Source organism: Microbacterium sp. NPDC091382, from assembly GCF_044757025.1.
GTDB lineage: Bacteria > Actinomycetota > Actinomycetes > Actinomycetales > Microbacteriaceae > Microbacterium.
The window spans coordinates 656,606-676,912 of record NZ_JBIVUD010000001.1 but is presented as its reverse complement, the minus strand read 5'-3'; the positions used below and the strand labels follow the sequence as shown (position 1 = coordinate 676,912).

Here is a 20,307-nt window from a genome sequence, read left to right as displayed (position 1 = left end):
GTCGAGAGAAGGTGATGGGGGTCAGACCCACGCGCGCAGGGCGTCGCGGTTGGTGATCTGATCTGCGGATCGGGCGGTGACGAAGGCGTCGAGCGCGACGTCGGGGCCGTTGAGCACGTCCTGCTCGACGACGACCCACCCCTCGTACCCGCGGGCGTCGAGGGCGGACATGACCGATGCGAGGTCGATGTCGCCCTGCCCGAAGGCGACGAACGAGCCGCCCGACCAGACCTCCGGCATCCCGCCTCCGGCGGCGAGCACCCGGCGGAGCGCGGCGAGGTCGACGTCCTTGAGGTGCAGGTGGTTGATGCGGTCGCCCCAGCGCTCGACGGCCGCGAGCGGGTCGCCGCCTGCGATGAAGAGGTGGCCGGTGTCGAGGGTCAGGTCGATGTCGGTGTCGGCGATGAACCGGTCGATCTCGTCGGGCGACTCGACGAAGGTTCCCGCGTGGTGGTGGAACGTCGGCTCGAAGCCGGCGTCACGGACGATGCGTGCGGCGCGGGCGACGTTGTCGGTGAGGCGACCCCAGGCATCCGCGTCGAGCCGGTCGACCTCGGCGCCGCGACCGGGAGCACCGCGGCGGAGCGACGACCCGTCGTCGGCGAGGGTCGGCAGCGGCAGGGGTCCGGCGCCGGCGTCGGCACCCGCCGAGAACTGCCGGAGCGCCGCGCGCAGGTCGGGGAGGGCGGCGGCGAAGGCCTCGTCGTCCGAGAACGGCAGCTGCACCCAGCCGCCGGCGAGGCCGAGACCGAATCGCTCGAGGCGGTCGCGGAGGGCGGCGTCCTCACCGAGGAACCCGAGCGGCCCCAGGTCGATGCCGGCGTAGTCGGCCTCGGCGAGCGCCGCCATCATCGCCTCCGGTGAGATCGTCTCGGCGCCCTCGGGCGTCAGCTCGAACACGCCGAAGCTGACCGGCGCGCCGGCGACCGTCGCCTTCATCGGGCGCCTCCGCCGAGGAGCGGGCGCTGGGCGACGCGTTCGCCGACGTAGGCCTCGCGGGCCTGCTGCGTGGACTCGATGGTCGACACCTCCGGGACGGGCACGTCCCACCACCCGGCGCCGTCGGGCGCGTAGACGAGGGGATCGCTGTTGATGTGTATGAACGTCGACCGATCGGATGCCTTCGCGGCGGAGACCGCGGCGGTCAGGTTCGCCGCGGCATCCGGTCCCTCCGCGATCTCGACGACCTCGAGACCGTAGCTGCGCGCGTTCATGGCGAGGTCGACGGGCAGGACGTCGCCGCCCTGGAAGTTCTTCGCCGTCGCGTCGTAGGTGCGGTACTGCGTACCGAAGCGCTGCGAGCCGACCGTCTCGGAGAGGTGTCCGATCGAGGCGAAGCCGTGGTTCTGGATGAGCACCACGATGATCTTGATGCCCTCGGCGACCGCCGTGACGAGCTCGCTGTTGAGCATGAGGTACGACCCGTCGCCCACCATCACGACGACGTCGCGGTCGTCGCCGGCGGCCTCGAGTCCGCGCTTGGCGCCGAGGCCTCCCGCGATCTCATAGCCCATGCACGAGAAGGCGTACTCGACGTGGTACCCGAGCGGATCGCGCACGCGCCACAGCTTGTGGAGGTCCCCGGGCAGCGAGCCCGCCGCCTGCACGATGACGTCGCGCGGATCGGTGGCGGCGTGCACGGCGTGGATGATCTCGGGCTGGCCGGGGCGGTCCGCGCCCGACGGGGCGAAGGCGCGGTCGACGATGTCGTCCCACTCCGCCTTCTGCCGAGCGACCTGCTCGGCGTGGTCCGCCGCGACGCGGAAGCCCTCGAGCTCGCGCGTCAGGGCGATGAGCGCCTCGCGGGCGTCGGCGACGACGGGCAGCTCGGACCCGTGCTTGTAGGCGTCGAAGGCCGCGACGTTGATGTTGACGAAGACGACGTCCGGGTTCTGGAACGCGGTCCGCGATGCCGTCGTGAAGTCGCTGTACCGGGTGCCGATCCCGATGACGACGTCGGCCTCGGCCGCAAGACGGTTGGCGGCGAGCGAGCCGGTCGCCCCGACGCCGCCGAGGTACTGCGGGTGGTCCCAGGCGAGGGATCCACCGCCCGCCTGCGTCGTGCCGACGGGGATGCCGGTGGCCTCCACGAAGGCACGGAGCTGCTCCTCGGCCTCGGAGTAGATGACCCCGCCGCCGGCGATGATGAAAGGCCGCTTCGCCGAGCGGATCGCGGCGACCGCGCGCTCGAGCGGTCCGCGCTCGGGGAGCGGACGGCGGATGTGCCACTCGCGGTCCTGCAGGAACTCGATAGGCACGTCGAGCGCCTCGGCCTGCACGTCCTCGGGCAGGGCGATCGTGACGGCGCCGGTCTCGGCCGGGTCGGTCAGCACCCGCATCGCGGCGAGCGCGATCGAGTACAGCTGCTCTGGCCGCTGCACGCGATCGAAGAACTTCGAGAGCGGGCGGAAGGCGTCGTTGACCGTGAGTCCGATGTCCCACGGCTGCTCGAGCTGCTGCAGCACGGGGTCGGCGACGCGGGTCGCGAAGGTGTCGCTCGGCAGCAGCAGCGCCGGCAGGCGGTTCGTCGTGGCGAGGGCAGCCCCCGTGAGCATGTTGGCGGCGCCCGGACCGACGGATGCCGCGGCCGCGTACGTCCCGCGGCGGCGGTGCATCCGCGCATAGCCGACGGCCTGGTGCACCATCGCCTGCTCGTTGCGGGCCTGGTGGTACGGCATGAGGTCGGGGTCGTGCACGTTCAGCTGCGTGAGCGCCTGCCCGATGCCGGCGACGTTGCCGTGGCCGAAGATGCCGAAAACGCCGGGGATCGTGCGCTCCCGCACATCGCCGTCGACGGTCCACTGGTGGGCCAGGAACTCGATGAGCGCCTGGCTGACCGTCATCCGCTTCGTCGCTGCCATCAGGATCGGCCTTCCTCGGTCGGGTACGGGAGTCGCGGATCGGTGCCCTGATCCGCCCACGTGTCACGGACCCACGCGTGCGCGGGGTCGTCGCTGATGAGCCATGCCCGGTCGGGGTCGGGACCGGCCATGACGTTCAGGTAGTAGAGGTCGTACCCGGGCGCCGCGACGGCAGGCCCGTGGTACCCGTAGGGCACGAGGGCGATGTCGCCCGTGCGGACCATCGCGGTGATGTCGATCTCGCCTGCGCGCGACGAGTACGTGCTGAACATGCCGAACGCGCTGTCGGCGGATGCCGCGGACCCGGCCACCGGCGCGGACTCGAAGTAGTAGATCTCCTCGAGGCGCGATTCGTGCCCCGGAACGTGCTCGTCATGCTTGTGCGGTGGGTACGACGACCAGTTGCCTTCGGGGGTGATGACCTCGCAGACGATCAGGCGGTCGGCTTGCAGCGCCTGCGGCGTGCCGAAGTTGTGCACCTGGCGGCTCGACGATCCCGCGCCGCGCAGCTCGACGGGCGTCTCTTCTGCGGCGATGTGTCGCCACGGGTGGCGGACGGATGCCGGGGCCTCCGCGACGGCCACGCGGCCGAGGCCCGTGAGGGTCGCGGTGCGTCCGACGGGCAGGTAGAGCACGTCCGTCGGGCCGTCGAAGACCGACCGACGTCCGCGCAGCGTGGTCCGCTCGTGGTCGTCTCCATCACGGTGGTCGACCTCGAACGAGCCCGCGAGCGGCACGATGATCCGCTCGACGTCGCTCTCCGACAGCTCGACGGCGTCGCCGTCCGTGAGGTGGGCGACACGGATGCCGGTGTGCTGCCAGCCGGGGGTGCCCCGATCGACGACGCTCTCCCAGCCGCCCGCGGCGAGGTCGCCGCGGGCGTGGAACCAGGTGTTCTCGATGCTCATCTTCGTGCTCTCGGAGGACCGCCGCCGGGCGGCGGGCGATCAGGTGTTCTGGGGAAAGCCGAGGTTGATGCCGCCGTGCTCGCCGAGGGCGCGCGTGGCGGGGTCGAGCCACCGGCTGGTGATCGCCTTCTCACGGGTGAAGAAGTCGAACCCGTGGACACCGTACGCTTTCGCGTCGCCGAACAGCGACTTCTTCCAGCCGCCGAAGGAGTGGTACGCGACGGGGACCGGGATCGGCACGTTGATGCCGATCATGCCGACCTGCACTTCGTGCTGGAACCGGCGCGCCGCACCGCCGTCGTTGGTGAAGATCGCCGTGCCGTTGCCGAACTCGCCGGAGTTGATGAGCGCGAGGCCCTCGTCATAGCTCTCGACGCGCACGACCGAGAGGACGGGGCCGAAGATCTCCTCGGTGTAGGCGCGGGAGGTCGTCGGGACGTGGTCGAGGAGCGTGGGTCCGAAGAAGAAGCCGTCCTCGTGGCCGGCGACCGTGAAGCCGCGACCGTCGACGACGACCGTCGCCCCGTCGGCCTCGGCGATGTCGACGTAGGAGGCCACCTTGTCGCGGTGGACGTCGGTGATGAGCGGTCCCATGTCGGGCTCGACGCCGTCCTGACCCGCGCCGTTGCCGATGCGGAGCTTCGCGATGCGCTCGGTCACCTTGGCGATGAGTTCGTCGGCGACCGGCTCGACGGCCAGCACGACGCTGATGGCCATGCACCGCTCCCCCGCCGCGCCGAAACCGGCGTTGACCGCCTGATCGGCGACGAGGTCGAGGTCGGCGTCGGGGAGGACCAGCATGTGGTTCTTCGCTCCGCCCAGGGCCTGCACGCGCTTGCCGTTCCGCGACGCGGTCTCGTAGATGTACTGCGCGATCGGGGTCGACCCGACGAACGAGATCGACTGCACGATCGGGCTGTGCAGCAGCCCGTCGACGGCGAGCTTGTCGCCCTGCAGGACGGTGAAGACGCCGGCGGGGAGGCCCGCCTCCGCCCACAGCTCGGCGAGCCAGAGCGCGGCCGACGGGTCCTTCTCGCTGGGCTTGAGGACGACCGCGTTGCCGGCCGCGATCGCGATCGGTGCGAACCACAGCGGCACCATGACGGGGAAGTTGAACGGCGAGATGACCCCGACGACACCGAGAGGCTGCTTGATGGAGAAGACGTCGACGCCGGTCGAGGCGTTCTCCGAGTACGCGCCCTTGATGAGGTGCGGGAACCCGGTCGCGAGCTCGACGACCTCCTGACCGCGCAGGATCTCGCCCATGGCGTCGGAGACGACCTTGCCGTGCTCGCTCGTGATCAGCTCGGCGAGTTCCCCCTTGCGGGAGTTCAGCAGCTCACGGAACGCGAACAGCACGCCCTGCCGCTTCGCGATCGAGAACGCGGACCACGCCCGGAAGCCCTCGTCGGCCGCAGCGATCGCCTCGTCGATCTCGACCTGGTCGGCCAGGGCGACCTCGGCCTGAACGGCACCTGTCGCCGGGTTGTAGACGGGCGCGGTCCGCCCGCTCGTCGAGGCACGGTGCGCGCCACCGATCCAGTGGCCGATGACGCGGGTCTGGGTGGAGGGGGTGCTCATGACGGGTCCTTCGCGAGGAGTGAGGAGTGGACGAGGCCGGCGGCGATGTCGACCGCCGCAGCAGTGTCGCCGTCCGGCGGGTAGAGAAGGGTCCGGCCGACCGTGAGGCCGCGGACGCCGGGAAGCGCGAGGGCGTCCTGCCACGAGGCGAACGTCTCGTCGGGGTCGTCGCCGGAGTCGCCGCCCAGGAGCAGCGTCGGCAGCGTCGTGGCCGCCATGACGCGTTCCATGTCGGGCACGACCGGGAGCTTCATCCAGGTGTACGCACTCGATCCGCCGAGGCCCGAGGCGATCGCGACCGACAAGACCACAGCATCCGTCGACAGATCGTTGACGATGCGACCGTCGCGCCACGTGCTCATGAACGGCTCGAGCATGATCGGGATGCCGGCGCCCGCCGCCGCGGTCACCGCATGCGCCGTCGCCTCGAGGGTCGCCGCCGTGGCCGGGTCGCCGAGGTTGATGCGGACGAGCGCCTTGGCGAAGTCGAGGTTCGCCGAGATCATCGACGGCACGTCGTAGGCGCCGTAACGGTCGTCCATCTCGAACGAGGCGCTACGGAGTCCGCCGCGGTTCATCGAGCCCACGACGATCTTGCCGTCGAGCAGACCCAGGGCGGCGAGGTCGTCGATGACGTCGGGCGTCCCGAGGACGCCGTCGACACCGGGGCGACTGAGCGCGATGGCGAGGCGCTCGATCAGCTCATAGCGGTCTGCCATGGCCGTGGCATCCGACCCCACCGCCAGCGCACCACGGGCCGGGTGGTCCGCGGCGACGATGAAGAGGCGGCCGTCGCCGGCGTCGAGGTGCCTGCGGGTGCGGGTCGCGACGGCGTGACGGATCGCCTCGGGGTCGAAGGCGCGCAGTTCGCGCAGACGCGCGAAGGCCGCCTCGCTGATGACTCGGTCGCTCATGCCGCGCTCCCCGCGCTCAGGATCGCCTCGACCTCGTCGGTCGTCGGCATCGCTGTCGAACATTCCAGGCGCGACGCGACGATGGCGCCCGCCGCATTCGCGAAGCGCAGGATCCGCTCCAGGTCCCAGCCGAGAAGCAGGCCGTGGCACAGGGCGCCGCCGAACGCGTCGCCCGCGCCGAGCCCGTTGACCACCTCGACGGGATGCGGCGGCGCGACGACGATCTCGTCGCGGGTCTTCGCGAGCACTCCCTCCGGCCCCTGCTTGACGATCGCGAGCTCGACACCGCGCTCGAGCAGCGCGTCGGCGGCACGCATCGGGTCGGTCTCGCCGACGGCGACCTCGCACTCCTCGCGGTTGCCCACCGCGACGGTCACGTGCTCGAGGGCAGCGGACACCTGCGCGCCCGCCTCGGCGGGGTCGGGCCAGAACATGGGCCGGTAGTCGAGGTCGAGGATCGTGTGGCGGGCGCGTCCGCGGCGATGCAGGGCGTCGAGGTGCGTGGACCGGCTGGGTTCCTGGCTGAGCCCGGTGACGGTGAGCCAGAAGATGGATGCCTCGGCCAGCACGTCGGTCGGCAGCTGGTCCGGCGTCACCTCGAGGTCGGGGGCCTTGGGTTCGCGGTAGAAGTACAGCGGGAAGTCGTCGGGCGGGAAGATCTCGCAGACGGTCAGCGGCGTCTTGTACGTGGGGTCGACAGCGACGAGGGCGGGATCGACCGAGAGACGGTCGAGCTCGTTGCGGAGGTACCGGCCGAACGGGTCGTCGCCGACGCGGGAGACGAGCGACACGTCATGCCCGTAGCGGGCGGCCGCGACGGCGACGTTCGCGGCGCTGCCGCCGAGGAACTTGCCGAACGACGAGACCTCTTCGAGGCCCACACCGATCTGCAGCGGGTAGATGTCGACGCCGAGACGTCCGAGCGACAGGACCTCCGGGGCGGTGGCGAGAGAGGTCATCCGGCGGTCGTGTCTCGAGGCGCGAACATGTCCTAACAATATCACATGGAGAAATCCGGGGTCCAGACGCGAAGTGCCGTTAGCCTGACACGTGATGTTGTCGGTACAAATGCCGGCGACACCCGACATCCACCAGAAGGAGCGTGAGGGCTGTGGTCGACGCCGACACCTACTGGCCCGCGGAACTCTTCGCCGATCTCGATCGCACCGGACCCGTCCCGCTCTACTTCCAGGTCTCCAGCCGGCTCGAGGCCGCGATCCACTCCGGCGCGATCCCCGCCGGTGGTCGCCTCGAGAACGAGATCGCCATCGGCCAGCGCCTCGGCCTGTCGCGGCCCACCATCCGCCGCGCCATTCAGGAACTCGTCGACAAAGGTCTGCTCGTGCGACGCCGCGGCATCGGCACGCAGGTCGTCCAGGGACAGGTGACCCGTGCGGTCGAGCTCACGAGCCTCTACGAGGACCTCAAGAACTCCTCGCATGTGCCCGCCACCCGCGTGCTGGGGCACGAGGTCGTGCCGGCGTCCGAGGTCGTCGCGCAGAGCCTCGGTCTGAGCGTCGGCGACGACGTGGTCTTCGTCCGGCGGCAGCGGAGCACCGACGGCGTGCCGGTCGCGGTTCTCGAGAACTACCTGCCGCCCGAATTCGCCGACATCACCCGGGAGCAGCTCGAGGAGCACGGGCTCTACGAGATCCTCCGCGCGCGAGGTGTGACGATCCGGGTCGCCAAGCAGAAGATCGGCGCGCGCAGCGCGACGGGCGACGAGGGCGACCTGCTCGACATCGAGTCCGACGGGCCGGTGCTCACGATGGAGCGGGTCGCTTTCGACGACTCCGGCCGCGCGTTCGAATACGGCCACCACTGCTACCGCCCCGATCTCTACAGCTTCGAGACGACGCTCGTCGCCAAGTAGCCGCTGCCCACCCCGCACCGGACACGCGAGGTCCCGATCGGGCCGGGAAACGTCGCATCGTTTCCGGCTCGATCGGGACCTCGCGTGTCCGATCAGCGCTTGCCGGCGATGCGGCGCGACACGATGTCGCGCATGATCTCGTTCGTGCCGCCGTAGATGCGGTGGACCCGAGCATCGAGGAACGCGCGGGCGATCGGGTACTCCATGATGTAGCCGTACCCGCCGTGCAGCTGCACGCACGCGTCGAGCACTTCCCACTCGCGCTCGGTGGCCCAGAACTTGACCTGGGCGGCATCCTCCGCGGAGAGCTTGCCCTCGCCGTACAGCGTGATCGCGCGATCGATGTAGGCCCACATGACGTCAACGGTCGTGACGAGGTCGGCCATCGCGAAGCGCGTGTTCTGGAAGTCGATGATCCGCTGGCCGAAGGCCTCGCGATCCTTCGTGTAGGCGATCGTCCATTCGACGCCGGCCTGTGCGGCGGCGGCGCCGGCCACCCCGATCGACAGGCGCTCGAGCGGCAGGTTCATCATCAGCTGGATGAAGCCCTTGCCCTCCTCGCCGCCGATGAGGTTCGCGTCGGGGACGAAGACGTCCGTGAAGCTGAGCTCTGCGGTGTCGTGTCCGTGGAAGCCCATCTTGTGCAGCTTCTTGCCGTGGTCGAACCCGGCCATGTCGGCCTCGAGGAGCAGGAGCGAGAACGCGTCGGGGCGGTTCCCCTCACCCGTCTTCACGAAGACCACGAAGATGTCTGCTGTCGCGCCCGAGGAGATGAAGGTCTTCGCACCGTTGACGATGTAGCCGCCGTCGGTCTTCTTCGCGGTCGTGGAGATGCCGCGCAGGTCGGAACCCGCACCGGGTTCGGTCATGGCCAGCGCGCCGATGATCTCGCCGGTCGCCATCCGCGGGAGCCAGGTCTCCTTCTGCTCCCGCGTGCCCATGTGCACGAGGTACGGAACGGCGAGGTCGTCCTGGATGCCGAAGGCGCCGGCGAGCGAGCCGGCTCCGGCGCGGATGATCTCCTCGTTCACGACGGTGCGGAAGCGGTAGTCCTGCAGCATGCCCGCGCCGCCGAACTCCTCGGGGACGCTCAGGCCGATGACGCCGGCCTCGCCCGCCGCGCGCATCGTCGCGCGGTCGATCTCGCCCGCGGCATCCCACTGTTCGCGCTTCTCGTTCGTGACGTACCGCTTGACGAACTCCTTGACGACGTCGCGGAACGCTTCGTGGTCCTCGTCGTAGATGTTCCGCTCCATGCGCGGACCCCCTTCGTATCAGCGCGACGCTGCGCTCGTGGGCGGCGTCGCCACCGTCCACTGTACGCGCGTCGTGGGATCGGATGCCAGGGCGGGCGCGACTGAGTTCCGTCGCGGCTCAGCGGTAGTCGGGTGCGGGCTCGAGGCCGAAGAACTCCTCGAGAGTGCGGAAGTCGCCGTCGTTGTACGCGGCGGCGAGCTCGCGCCCGATGAACCTCAGGTGCCACGGCTCGGCGGAGTAGCCCGTGATGCCCGTCTGGCCCTCCTCGTACCGGACGATGAAGCCGTAGCGCCAGGCGTTCTCGGCGATCCAGTCCGACTGGGGGGTGCCGCCGAAGCCGTCGTGGTCGCCGCATCCGGAGTCGCACGCCACCACATCGACGGCGAGTCCCGTCTGGTGCTCGCTGTGCCCCGGGCGGGCGCTGCGAAGATCGGCCGCCGCCTCGCCGCGCATGGCAACGTACCGCTTGTAGGTGTCGACCTGGAAGTCGTAGGGGCGGTATCCGCTGCTCACCCCGATCGTGCCCGCCGCCGTACGGACGTCGGCGGAGAGCTCGTCGAGGGCGGCCGCCGTCTGGTCGAGCAGCCATCCGCCCGCGATGATCCGCGTGCCCTGCGGGCGCGCCTGCGGCGTCGGCCAGTAATCGATCGGATCCAGCGGATGCCGCTTGTTCGCAACCACCCAGACGCGGCCCGCTTCGTGCAGGTCGATACAGGTCGCCTGACCCTCGGCGACCGCAGCGCGGAACGGTTCGCCGCCCCCGAAAGCCGCGATCACGTCGCCGTCGGAGCCGTCCGCGAGCGCGGAGGTCACGGCATTCGTCTCGCAGATCGGCACATGCTCCGGAGTGGGTTCGACGGGCGCGTGGCTCGAGGGGGGCACGGACGGAGTGGATGCCGGTTCCGCGACGGCGTCGTCGGGGACGAATGCCCGCGTCAGAACGAGGACGAGGGCGATCACGACGGCGGTCGCGAACGCCAGGAGGACGACGGCACGTCGTTGACGACGCCTGCGGAGCACTCGTCGTCGGAGGGCGCTCCTCGACTCTGACATCCAACCAGTCTCTCAGGGCATCGCGATGTCCACGTCGTTCGATAATCCCGTATGTATGGTTGACCCGGTTTCGAATCTGTGTTCGAATCGTTCCATGCGATGGCAGGGGCAGAACATCTCGACGGTCGACGACGCGGCCCTGCCCGGCCTCGAGTCGATGGGAGGTCTCGTCCGCTCGGTCACGACCCCGGAGTTCGCCGGGATGACGTTCCACGAGGTCGTCGCGAAGTCGGCCCTCAACCACGTGCCGAGCGGATCGGCGATGTCGTTCTCGTGGACCGTGAACCCCTATCGGGGCTGTTCGCATCGTTGCGTGTACTGCTTCGCTCGCAACACCCACACCTACCTCGATCTCGACGCGGGCGCCGATTTCGATTCGCAGATCGTCGTGAAGGTGAACGTCGCCGAGGTGCTCGCGCGGGAGCTCGCCAAGCCGTCGTGGCGGCACGAGCCGGTCGCCCTGGGTACGAACACCGACCCGTACCAGCGCGCCGAGGGACGCTACAAGCTCATGCCCGGCATCATCGATGCGCTGGTCTCGAGCGGCACACCGTTCTCGATCCTCACGAAGGGAACGCTGCTCCGCCGCGACCTGCCGCAGCTGACGGATGCCGTGACCCGCGTCCCGATCCACATCGCCATGTCGATAGCGATCCCCCACGAGCCGCTTCGGCAGCTCCTCGAAGCGGGCGCACCGTCGTTCCAGGCGCGACTCGACACCGTCAAGGCCGCAACGGATGCCGGTTTCTCGGTGACCGTCTTCCTCATGCCGATCGTGCCGCACCTCACCGATGGGGTCGACGTGCTGGACGATGCGATCGAACGGATCGCCGCATCCGGCGCCCGGAGGGTTGTCTTCGGCGCGTTGCACCTGCGACCGGGCGCGAAGGAATGGTTCTGGCAGTGGCTGGAACGCGAGTGCCCCGATCTCGTGCCTGCGTACCGCGGCCTGTACCCGGGGGCATCGGTGTCGGCACCGAAGGGCTACCGCTCGTGGCTGTCGGCGCGCGTTCGTCCGCTGCTGCGGCGACACGGTCTGCACGGGAGGCTCGAAGAGGAGGACGTCCCGCCGCGCGGAATGGGTCCGGTGCGGACCACGGGGCCGGTCATGAAGACCGCGACGCGGGAACAGGCATCCGCCATGCTGTTCTGACTCAGTCGTCCGGGATCAGACGCTTGCCGAGGACCGAGGTCGCATCGCGGGCGTAGCCCAGGGTGTCGTAGAAGTCGGTGACCCCGCCGTTGCCGTCGCGGACCATGAGCATCACCTTCGGGCAGCCGAGGGCCTCGAGTCGGCGCTCGGCCTCGGCGACCAGCATCCGCCCGATGCCCTCGCCGCGGCGCTCCGGGTCGGTCGCGAGGTAGTACAGCCATCCGCGATGGCCGTCGTAGCCGGCTATGACCGACCCGACCGGGCGGTCACCGTCCGCCGCGACCAGCAGCAGGTCGGGCCAGACGGCACGGGCCCGCGCGATGTCGCGGTGAGGGTCGTTCCAGGGACGCGTCAGACCGGCCGTCTCCCACAGCGACACGACCTGCTCGACGTCGGGATCACCGAGGGGGCGGATGACGACCGGCATCCGCCCACCCTAGTGAATCGCTCAGGCGTCGACGTTCGCGGCCTGACGACCGCTGAGCTCCTCGAGCACGTCGTCACCGATGCGTGCCTCCTCGAACGGGGCATCGATCTCGGCGCGGTCGAGCATCTCGGTCATCCGGCGACGACGCTGACGCGTGATCAGCGTGACGACCGTGCCCGAGCGACCCGCACGGCCCGTGCGACCGGAGCGGTGCGTGTACGTCTTGTACTCGTCGGGTGCGTCGGCCTGGACGACCAGGTCGATGTCGTCGACGTGGATGCCGCGGGCCGCGACGTCCGTCGCGACGAGCACGTTGACCTTGCCGTCGGTGAGCCGCTGGAGGTTGCGCGTGCGCTTGGCCTGGTTCAGGTCTCCGTGGAGGGCGACAGCGGCGATCCCGGCGTCCTCGAACTGCTCGACGAGCATCTCGGAGTAAGCCCGGGTCCGCGTGAACACGAGCGTCTTGCCGTCCCGGTCGACGAGCGAGGTCAGGATCTCGGCCTTGTCGCGGTGATCTATCACGAGCACGCGGTGGTCGATCGTGCTGGTCTCCTGCGTCTCGCCGGCGACCTCGTAGACGGCAGGGTCGACGAGGAACTCGTCGACGAGCGCCGCGACCTCGCGGTCGAGGGTCGCCGAGAAGAGCAGCTTCTGCGCGTCATCCTGCACGAGGCGGAGGATCCGCTGCATCGGCTCGAGGAAGCCCAGCTCGCTCATGTGGTCGGCCTCATCGAGGACGACGATCCCGATCTCCGAGAGGTCGAGCTTGCCCTGCTTCTCGAGGTCCTCGATGCGGCCGGGGGTGCCGATGACGATGTCGACACCCTTCTTCAGCGCACCGACCTGTCGACCCTGCGGGACACCGCCGTAGATCTGGGTGGTGAAGAGGCCGACGCTCTGAGCGAGCTCCTGGACCGTGCGGTCGATCTGCAGCGCGAGCTCACGGGTCGGCGCGAGGATCAGCGCCTGCGGCGACCGGCCCCACGCGCGGCGCTTGCCGGCCTGACCGCGCAGGACGCGCTCGACGAGCGGCGCACCGAACGCGATCGTCTTGCCCGAGCCGGTGCGGCCACGGGCGAGGACGTCGCGGCCCTCGAGGATCGGTCGGACGGTGGCCGCCTGGATCGGGAACGGGCTCGTGGCACCGAGCCCCTCGAGGGTGCGGACGATGTTCTGGCCGAGACCGAGGTCGGCGAACGACGCCTGCTCGACGGATGCGGCATCCACCGCCTCGGCCTGCAGCCGCTCGTGCACGACGTCGACGTGCTCCTGGTGCGCCTTCGACTTCTCGGCGGCCTTCCAATCCGACCGGTTCGCGCGCTCGTCTCGGCGGGGACGGTCGTAACTCCTCGCATCCTGGCCGGGACGCCGGAAATCGCCGCCCTGCGCGCCGCGACGTCCCGAATCCGAGGAGTTACGGCTCGCGTTGCGGTCGAATCGCGGGCGCTCCGTCCGGTCATCACGACGCGGACGGTCATCGAACGACCGAGCAGGACGCTCATTCCGATCGAACCGGGGACGCTCCGACCGGTCATCACGACGCGGACGATCATCGAACGACCGAGCAGGACGCTCATTCCGATCGAACCGGGGACGCTCCGACCGGTCATCACGACGCGGACGATCATCGAACGACCGAGCCGGACGCTCATTCCGATCGAACCGGGGACGCTCCGACCGGTCATCACGACGCGGACGATCATCGAACGACCGAGCCGGACGCTCGCTACGGTCGAAACGCGGGCGCTCGGCCCGGTCGAAACGCGGACGTTCGCTCCCGGCGTCGCGGCGCGGGCGGTCGTCGAAGCGACTGTCGCCGCGGGCGTTCGAGCGGATGCCGCGGGCCTCGGCCCGGCCGGCGCGATCCTGCTCGGTCCAGCGGCCCTTGGCGGGCGCCGACTCCTCGGCGGCACGGAAGCCGCGGTGCTTGGGGCTCTTGCTGCCGGCGGTGCCGGCGGAGGCCTGACCGGGGCGACGCTTCGCGTCCTGGTACGAGGTCTTCTTGCCGTAGCGGGGTTCGAAGTTCTGCGCGCGGCCGCCGGCCGGCTTCTTGTTCTTGGGCATGCGTGTGCTTTCCGAGTTCTCGCACGAAACAGCGCCGTGCGCGCACGCACGGTGATACCCGGACTTCCGTCGGCCGGGGGCCATTCCAGTTACTGGTTCCGAAACCGCGGATCGGGTTTCGAGATCGGCCCCGAGGACTACACAGGATGCCCGCGCACAGCGCGGTGTCCTCCGCCGACTGGTCCACGATACCGGCCTCACCTGTGAAGCGGCCGCGCGGATACGCTGGCCGCATGGCCGCCGACCCCACCGGAACCCGCTTCAGCCTCCACGCCGCCGACGTCTCGGCCGAGATCACCGAGGTCGGCGCCGCGCTCCGCGCGCTGCGCGTCGGCGGCGTCGACCTCGTCCCGGACTACCCCGACGACGTGCCGACACCCGCGGCATCCGGGATCGTCCTGGTGCCGTGGCCGAACCGCATCCGCGACGGCCGCTGGGAGGACGACGGTGAGCTCCGCCAGCTCGCGATCACCGAGCCGAAGTTCGGCAACGCGTCGCACGGGCTGCTGCGGTTCGCGCCCTACCGGGCCGAGGAGCGGACGGATGCCTCCCTCACCCTGCGAGCGGACGTGTTCCCGCAGTCGGGGTACCCGTACCACCTCGAGAACCGGGTGACGTACGCGCTCGCGGAGCGCGGCCTGCGCGTCTCGCACGCGATCACGAACGTCGGAACGGGAGAGGCACCCGTCGCCGCCGGAACCCACCCCTACTTCCGTATCTCCGACGTCGAGACCGCCGACCTGTCGCTGCAGGTCGAGGCGCGGACGTGGTTCCGTCTCGACGATCAGAACATCCCCGTGGCTGAGGAGCCGATCGACGACGACCACGACCTGAGCTCCCCGCGTCGCGTCGGCGACCTGTCGCTCGACGTCGCGTTCGCCGGGCTCCCGCGCCGGGACGGTCGCGTCGAGGCTCACCTCATCGCGCCCGACTCCCGCCGCCTGACGGTGTGGGCGGGGGAAGGGTTCGAGTACGTGCAGGTGTTCACGACCGACCGCTTCCCCGGCCACGACGTCGCCGTCGCCATCGAGCCGATGACCGCGCCCGCCGACGCGTTCAACTCCGGGCGGAGTCTGCGCCGGCTCTCGCCCGGCGAGACCTGGACGCTCGAGTGGGGCGTCGACCTCGTCGAGGCCGACTGACCCTCACTCCTCGCGCCGCGGCTCCTGCCCCGTCGGCTCGTCCACGACCGCCTGGTCGGCTGCGGCAGGCGCGTCCATCGCGATCTCGATGTCCGGGGCCTCCTCGATGACGAGCGCCGTGTCGACGGCCGCCGCACCGGTGACGGCAGCGGATGCCGCATCCCGCCGTGCCCGTCGCGTCAGCGGAGCCTGGCTCGCAGTCGACGCCTCCGCCGGGACGACGTCGCCGCGCTTCGCGGCTCGACGCTCCTTGGCACCCTCGACGAGGTTGTAGAGGGCGGGCAGCACGAGCAGCGTCAGGACGGTCGACGACACGAGACCGCCGATGACGACGATCGCGAGCGGCTGCGAGATGAAGCCGCCGTGCCCGGTGATCCCGAGCGCCATCGGCGTGAGCGCGAAGATCGTCGCCAGCGCCGTCATGAGGATGGGCCGCAGACGGCGAGCGCCACCGGCGAGCACCGCCTCGGGGGTCGACAGACCCTTCTCGCGGTATTGGTTGACGAGGTCGATGAGGACGATCGCATTCGTCACGACGATGCCGACGAGCATGAGCACGCCGATGAGCGATGCGACGCCGAGGGGCACACCCGAGACGATCTGGAGGAGGATCGCGCCGGTCGCCGCGAACGGGACCGAGATGAGCAGCAGGATCGGCTGGCGGAGCGACTTGAAGGTCGCGACCATCACGATGTAGACGATCAGGATGGCGGCGAGGATCGCGAGACCCAGCTGCGCGAACGCGTCCTGCTGCTGCGTCACGACACCGCCGACCTCGGCATCGGCGCCCTGCGGCAGCTTCGCGTCGGCGAGGGCGGCGGTCACGGTGGCACTCGCGGCGTTCAGGTCGTCGCTCGACGGGGTGACGGTGACCGTCGCGGTCCGCTGGCCGCGCTCGCTCGTGATCGACGAGGGCCCCTCGGACTGCTCGACGGTCGCGACCTCGTCGAGACGGATGAGTCCCGACGCGCTCGCGATCTCGAGTCCGCGGAGCTTCTCGATGGTGTTCGGGATCTCGGCGGCCTTCAGGTACACGGTCAGGGTCGAGTCGTCGATCTCCACCGTGCCGATCTGGCGAGGCTGCATCGTGTTCGCGACGAGCCCGCCGACCGCGACCTCCGACAGCCCGAGCTTTGCCGCTTTGTCGCGGTCCACCGCGACCGAGACGAACGGGAGGGATGCCGAGAGGTTCGAGTCGACCTGATCGACGCCGTCCGCGTCCTTCAGGGCCGCGACGACCTTGTCCGTGGCGTCGCGGAGGACTCCGGCGTCGGGCGCCGTGACGTCGACCTCGACGTCGCTCGATCCGAAGCCGCCCTGAGCGGCTGCGACGGTGATCTCGCCGGCATCCGTCAGGTCGGCGACGGCCTTCTGCACGTCGGTGCGGATCTGCTCCTGGTCGGCATCGGGGTCCGTCGTGATCGAGTAGGTGATGCCGGTGCCGCCACCTGAGAAGGCGTCACGGAGCGCGGAACCGGTGGACCCGATCGAGGTCTGCACGGTGTCCACACCATCGACGTCGAGAAGGGCCTTCTCGACGCGCTCGGCCGCGGTGTCCTGCGTATCGAGGCTCGCGGTCGCGCCGATGTCCTGGCGGACGGTGAAGGTGTTCTGCCCCGAGTCGCCGAGGAAGTTCACCTTCATGAGCGGGGCGGCGGCGATCGTCCCGCCCAGCACGACGACAGCGAGCAGCAGCGTGACCGCAGAGTGGCGGAGCGTCCAGCGCAGCACCGGAAGGTAGGACTTCTGCAGGCGGCTCGGCGGCGCCGAAGGGTCTTCGGGGTCGATCGCCCGACCCGCGGCATCCAGGACCGGTTTGCCCGGCCGCAGGAACCAGTACGCCAGCACGGGCACGATCGTCAGTGCGACGAAGAGCGAGGCGAGCATCGCGATCGTGACGGTGAGCGCGAACGGACGGAACAGCTCGCCGGTGAGGTCGCCGACGAAGGCGATGGGCAGGAACACGGCGACGGTCGTGAGGGTGGATGCCGTGATCGCCGACGCCACCTCGCGAACCGCCAAGCGGATCGACGCCAGCTTGTCCGCATCGCCGACGTAATGCCGCTTGATGTTCTCGATGACGACGATGGAGTCGTCGACGACGCGGCCGATCGCGATCGTGAGCGCGCCGAGCGTCAGGATGTTGAGCGAGTAGCCGAACGCCTGGATGCCGATGAAGGTGATGAGCACGCTCGTCGGGATCGAGATGGCGGTCACGAGCGTCGAGCGCACGGACAGCAGGAAGATCAGGATGACGACGACCGCGAAGGCGAGGCCGAGCAGCCCCTCCTGGGCCAGGGCCTCGATCGACTGCTCGATGTAGGGCGCCTGGTCGAAGACGACCGTCACGGTCGCGCCGTTCCCGAGGTCGTCCTTGATCTTCGCGAGCGAGTCGCGGACGAGGTGCGAGACGTCGACCGTGTTCGCGGCGGGCAGCTTCGTGATCGACACGGTGAGGGCCGGCTTGCCGTCCACGCGCGAGATGGAGGTCACCGGGTCGGTGTCGAGGACGACCGAGGCGACGTCGCCGATGGTGACGTCGCCGGCGGCGATCTGGTCGGCGTCGGTGGGAACGAGCGGGAGCTTCGCGATCCCGTCGACGGAGTCGAGCTTCGTGCCCGTCTGCACAGTGAGGGTCTGGTCGCCCTCTGCGACGGTGCCGCCGGGGAAGAGCTTGCCGTTCTGGTCGAGCGCGTCCGTGATCGCCGTCTGAGTGAAACCTGCGGCGGCCAGCTTCTCCTGATCGGGGGTGATCGTGACGCGCGAGGTGCGCCCACCGACGATCTGCGCCGCGGCGACCCCCTCGAGATCCTCGATGTCGGGGATCACGGCGTTCTCGAGCCGGCTCTGCACAGCGGTCTCGTCGCTGTACCCGGTCACGGCGATCGAGATCACCGGCAGGTCGTCGGTCGAGAAGGCGAGGACGTTCGTGTCGAGGTCGTCGGGCAGCGAGTCGAGGCGGTTGATCGCCTGGAGGATCTTCTGCTCCGCCGTCGCGAGGTCGGTGCCGTAGGCGAAGGATGCCTGGACGATCGATGCGTTCGTCGTGCTCGTCGACGTCGTCGACTCCAGGTCGGGGACGGCCTGGATCGCCTGTTCGATCGGGGTCGACACGTCGTTGTTCACGACGTCGGGCGATGCACCGGGGTAGGTCGTCAGGATCGACAGCTGGGGAAGCTGGATCGGCGGGATCAGCTCCTGCTTGAGGCTCGTGAGCGCGAGGCCCCCGAAGATGGCCGCGACGATCGTGATGAGGGCGATGAGCGCGCGGTTCTTGAGGCTCAGGACGGCGAGGTGAGACAACGGAAGCCCATTTCCACGGTGCAGGTGACGGGTGCGGGGATGCGCGCAAGTATTTCACGCGCTCCAGGGGCCGCGGCTGGGAGGCGTCGTCAGGCGAGGATGAGCGTGCGGATGGCCGATTCGGGCGACACCGAGGTGTCGAGGACCACACCCCGTCGATACCGATCGAACACCCTCGGATCGATGTACGAACTCCGCGCGACGGAGGGGGTGTTGCCGAGGGCCTCGGCGGTGACCTTCACGGCGAGCACCTCGGCTCGCTTGAATTCGCTCTTCTTCGCCGCCGGGCCGATCCGGGCGAGCGCCTCAGCGGCGGTGATCGTGCCGCGGAGGGTCCGGAAGTCCTTGGCCGTGAAGGTCCCCCCGGTCATGGAACGGACGTAGAGGTTCACGTCCCTGGGGCTGAGCGCCACACGCCGTCGCCCGCGCAGGTAGGCGAGGAGGGGTGAGCTGGGGCGCCCTCCCCGGAGAAGCTCGATCGCCGCGGCGAGGTCGACGTCATCAACCTCCATCTCCTGCCGCTGACCGCTCTTGCCGGGGAACCGCAGCGCGACCACGGTGCCGTCGACGACGGCGTCGCGTCGGATCAGCGTCGTGAGTCCGCGGCTGCCGTGCTTGACGAGGTATCGCTCGGCTCCCACGCGCGGGGCGGCGAGGTCGAGCAGCCGGAAAGCAGCGGCGAGCACGCGCTCCTGGTCGATGTCTTCCCGCCGCAGCGATGTGGTGACCCGCCCGCGCGCCCGCGGCAGAGCCTCGGCGAGCTGCAGCGCCCGCGCGTATTTGCCCTTGTCCCGGCCGGCGGTCCACTGCGGGTGGTACCGGTACTGGACACGTCCGGCCTCGTCGACGCCGGTCGCCTGGACGTGGCCGTTGGCGTCGGCGCAGATCCACACGTCCTGCCATGCCGGCGGCAGCACGAGGGCGCGCACGCGATCTGCCTCCGCCTTCGGCAGCGGGTTGCCGCCGGCATCCACATACCGGAACCCGGTGCCCGAACGCATCCGGCGGTAGCCGAGATCGACGCCCGGCCGCACGCGCTTCAGACGTGGCACGTCAGTGCGACCGGAGCATGTCGATGAGCTCCGCCTTGCGGGCGCGCGAGTACCCGCTGAGCCCGAGCTCCTTCGCCCGACCGCGGAGATCGGCGACCGTCCAGTCCTCGTAGTCGCCGGCCTCGCCGCCCCGTTTCCCGACCGCTTTCCGGCCGTCCCGGGCGGCCGCGTTGGAGATGCGCGCGGCCTTCTCCTTCGACGCGCCGTCTGCGCGGAGCTCTTCGTAGAGTTCGGGGTCTTTCAGGCTGTTCGAGCCGCGTCCTGCCGGCATGGTGCATCCGCCTCACGTGTCGATCACGAGCAAGGATCGCCCGCGTGCGGCCACGTTATGTCACCGCGGGGCCGACCTGTCAAGGGCCTGGGATCACCTGAAAGAACGCTGATAACAATGTCAGGACGCACACCCGCGTCACCCCCGCTCCGGCGGACAACGGAGACAAACAGAGGGAGCCTCCAATGAACCTCGCACTCATCATCATCATCGTGATCGCCATCGTGCTGGCGATCGTGGGTGGCATCACGGAAGGCCTCCAGTTCCTGCTGTGGGTCGCCATCATCGTCGGTGTCATCGCGCTGATCGCCTTCTTGCTGCGGGTACTTCGCAAGAACACATGATCGTCTGACGCGCTCCCCCAGGCGTGTCAGCGGCGCTCTCCCCCAGGAGCGCATCGAGGCCCCCTCCCGTCCACGGTCGAGGGGGCCTCATCATGTCCGGCCGC

At 69.8% G+C, this 20,307-nt stretch carries 17 protein-coding genes; 4 read left to right on the top strand and 13 right to left on the bottom strand.

The features are described from left to right. Positions 1–21 precede the first annotated feature (21 nt). The 6 genes from ACIQLK_RS03355 to iolC are packed head-to-tail and all read right to left on the bottom strand — an operon-like array spanning position 22 to position 7,223. Positions 22–939, bottom strand: coding sequence for a sugar phosphate isomerase/epimerase family protein (locus ACIQLK_RS03355; protein ID WP_400362887.1), 918 nt, complete (start codon positions 937–939; stop codon positions 22–24). Beyond that, positions 936–2,861 (bottom strand): 3D-(3,5/4)-trihydroxycyclohexane-1,2-dione acylhydrolase (decyclizing), encoded by a 1,926-nt coding sequence (gene iolD / locus ACIQLK_RS03350; protein ID WP_400362886.1) that lies wholly within the window; start codon positions 2,859–2,861, stop codon positions 936–938. Before iolD ends, ACIQLK_RS03355 begins: the two co-directional genes overlap by 4 nt. After that, positions 2,861–3,769 (bottom strand): 5-deoxy-glucuronate isomerase, encoded by a 909-nt coding sequence (gene iolB / locus ACIQLK_RS03345; protein WP_400362885.1) that lies wholly within the window; start codon positions 3,767–3,769, stop codon positions 2,861–2,863. Before iolB ends, iolD begins: the two co-directional genes overlap by 1 nt. Positions 3,770–3,808: 39 nt before the next feature. Next, positions 3,809–5,350: a CoA-acylating methylmalonate-semialdehyde dehydrogenase gene (locus tag ACIQLK_RS03340; RefSeq protein WP_400362884.1), complete on the bottom strand. Its 1,542-nt coding sequence runs from the start codon at positions 5,348–5,350 to the stop codon at positions 3,809–3,811. Beyond that, positions 5,347–6,264 carry a deoxyribose-phosphate aldolase gene (locus tag ACIQLK_RS03335; protein ID WP_400362883.1) on the bottom strand — a complete coding sequence of 306 codons (918 nt, stop codon included), beginning with the start codon at positions 6,262–6,264 and terminating at the stop codon, positions 5,347–5,349. Before ACIQLK_RS03335 ends, ACIQLK_RS03340 begins: the two co-directional genes overlap by 4 nt. Further along, positions 6,261–7,223, bottom strand: a complete 963-nt coding sequence (iolC, locus tag ACIQLK_RS03330; RefSeq protein WP_400362882.1) for a 5-dehydro-2-deoxygluconokinase — start codon at positions 7,221–7,223, stop codon at positions 6,261–6,263. Before iolC ends, ACIQLK_RS03335 begins: the two co-directional genes overlap by 4 nt. A 152-nt stretch (positions 7,224–7,375) precedes the next feature. On the opposite strand from iolC, the gene ACIQLK_RS03325 reads away from it, so the two are divergent. Then, positions 7,376–8,137, top strand: coding sequence for a GntR family transcriptional regulator (locus ACIQLK_RS03325; protein WP_400363857.1), 762 nt, complete (start codon positions 7,376–7,378; stop codon positions 8,135–8,137). Between the two features lie 92 nt (positions 8,138–8,229). Here the strand turns inward: ACIQLK_RS03325 and ACIQLK_RS03320 are convergent, their stop codons facing one another. Together ACIQLK_RS03320 and ACIQLK_RS03315 are read right to left on the bottom strand one after the other, a co-directional pair. Beyond that, a complete protein-coding gene (locus ACIQLK_RS03320) occupies positions 8,230–9,393 on the bottom strand; it encodes an acyl-CoA dehydrogenase family protein (RefSeq protein WP_400362881.1) in 1,164 nt (387 codons plus the stop codon). A gap of 118 nt (positions 9,394–9,511) precedes the next feature. After that, entirely contained in the window at positions 9,512–10,447 is a 936-nt protein-coding gene (locus ACIQLK_RS03315) for a D-alanyl-D-alanine carboxypeptidase family protein (RefSeq protein WP_400362880.1), read from the bottom strand. A gap of 94 nt (positions 10,448–10,541) precedes the next feature. Here ACIQLK_RS03315 and ACIQLK_RS03310 point away from each other — a divergent pair, with 94 nt between their 5' ends. Further along, positions 10,542–11,600, top strand: coding sequence for an Rv2578c family radical SAM protein (locus ACIQLK_RS03310; protein ID WP_400362879.1), 1,059 nt, complete (start codon positions 10,542–10,544; stop codon positions 11,598–11,600). 1 nt (position 11,601) lies between these two features. On the opposite strand, the gene ACIQLK_RS03305 is transcribed toward ACIQLK_RS03310, so the two are convergent. Both ACIQLK_RS03305 and ACIQLK_RS03300 read right to left on the bottom strand, forming a co-directional pair. Continuing rightward, positions 11,602–12,027 carry a GNAT family acetyltransferase gene (locus tag ACIQLK_RS03305; RefSeq protein WP_400362878.1) on the bottom strand — a complete coding sequence of 142 codons (426 nt, stop codon included), beginning with the start codon at positions 12,025–12,027 and terminating at the stop codon, positions 11,602–11,604. Positions 12,028–12,048: 21 nt separating this feature from the next. Continuing rightward, positions 12,049–14,091 (bottom strand): DEAD/DEAH box helicase, encoded by a 2,043-nt coding sequence (locus tag ACIQLK_RS03300; RefSeq protein ID WP_400362877.1) that lies wholly within the window; start codon positions 14,089–14,091, stop codon positions 12,049–12,051. A gap of 233 nt (positions 14,092–14,324) precedes the next feature. On the opposite strand from ACIQLK_RS03300, the gene ACIQLK_RS03295 reads away from it, so the two are divergent. After that, a complete protein-coding gene (locus ACIQLK_RS03295) occupies positions 14,325–15,233 on the top strand; it encodes an aldose 1-epimerase family protein (RefSeq protein ID WP_400362876.1) in 909 nt (302 codons plus the stop codon). Positions 15,234–15,236: 3 nt separating this feature from the next. Here ACIQLK_RS03295 and ACIQLK_RS03290 read toward each other — a convergent pair whose 3' ends face one another. From ACIQLK_RS03290 to ACIQLK_RS03280, 3 genes are all read right to left on the bottom strand, one after another. Further along, positions 15,237–18,536 carry an efflux RND transporter permease subunit gene (locus ACIQLK_RS03290; RefSeq protein WP_400362875.1) on the bottom strand — a complete coding sequence of 1,100 codons (3,300 nt, stop codon included), beginning with the start codon at positions 18,534–18,536 and terminating at the stop codon, positions 15,237–15,239. An 89-nt stretch (positions 18,537–18,625) separates the two neighbouring features. Continuing rightward, positions 18,626–19,588: a DNA topoisomerase IB gene (locus ACIQLK_RS03285; RefSeq protein WP_400362874.1), complete on the bottom strand. Its 963-nt coding sequence runs from the start codon at positions 19,586–19,588 to the stop codon at positions 18,626–18,628. Position 19,589: 1 nt separating this feature from the next. Beyond that, positions 19,590–19,859, bottom strand: a complete 270-nt coding sequence (locus ACIQLK_RS03280) for a Rho termination factor N-terminal domain-containing protein (RefSeq protein WP_400362873.1) — start codon at positions 19,857–19,859, stop codon at positions 19,590–19,592. Positions 19,860–20,044: 185 nt separating this feature from the next. Here ACIQLK_RS03280 and ACIQLK_RS03275 point away from each other — a divergent pair, with 185 nt between their 5' ends. Then, positions 20,045–20,203: a hypothetical protein gene (locus tag ACIQLK_RS03275; RefSeq protein ID WP_164499361.1), complete on the top strand. Its 159-nt coding sequence runs from the start codon at positions 20,045–20,047 to the stop codon at positions 20,201–20,203. The last annotated feature ends 104 nt before the right edge of the window (positions 20,204–20,307 follow it).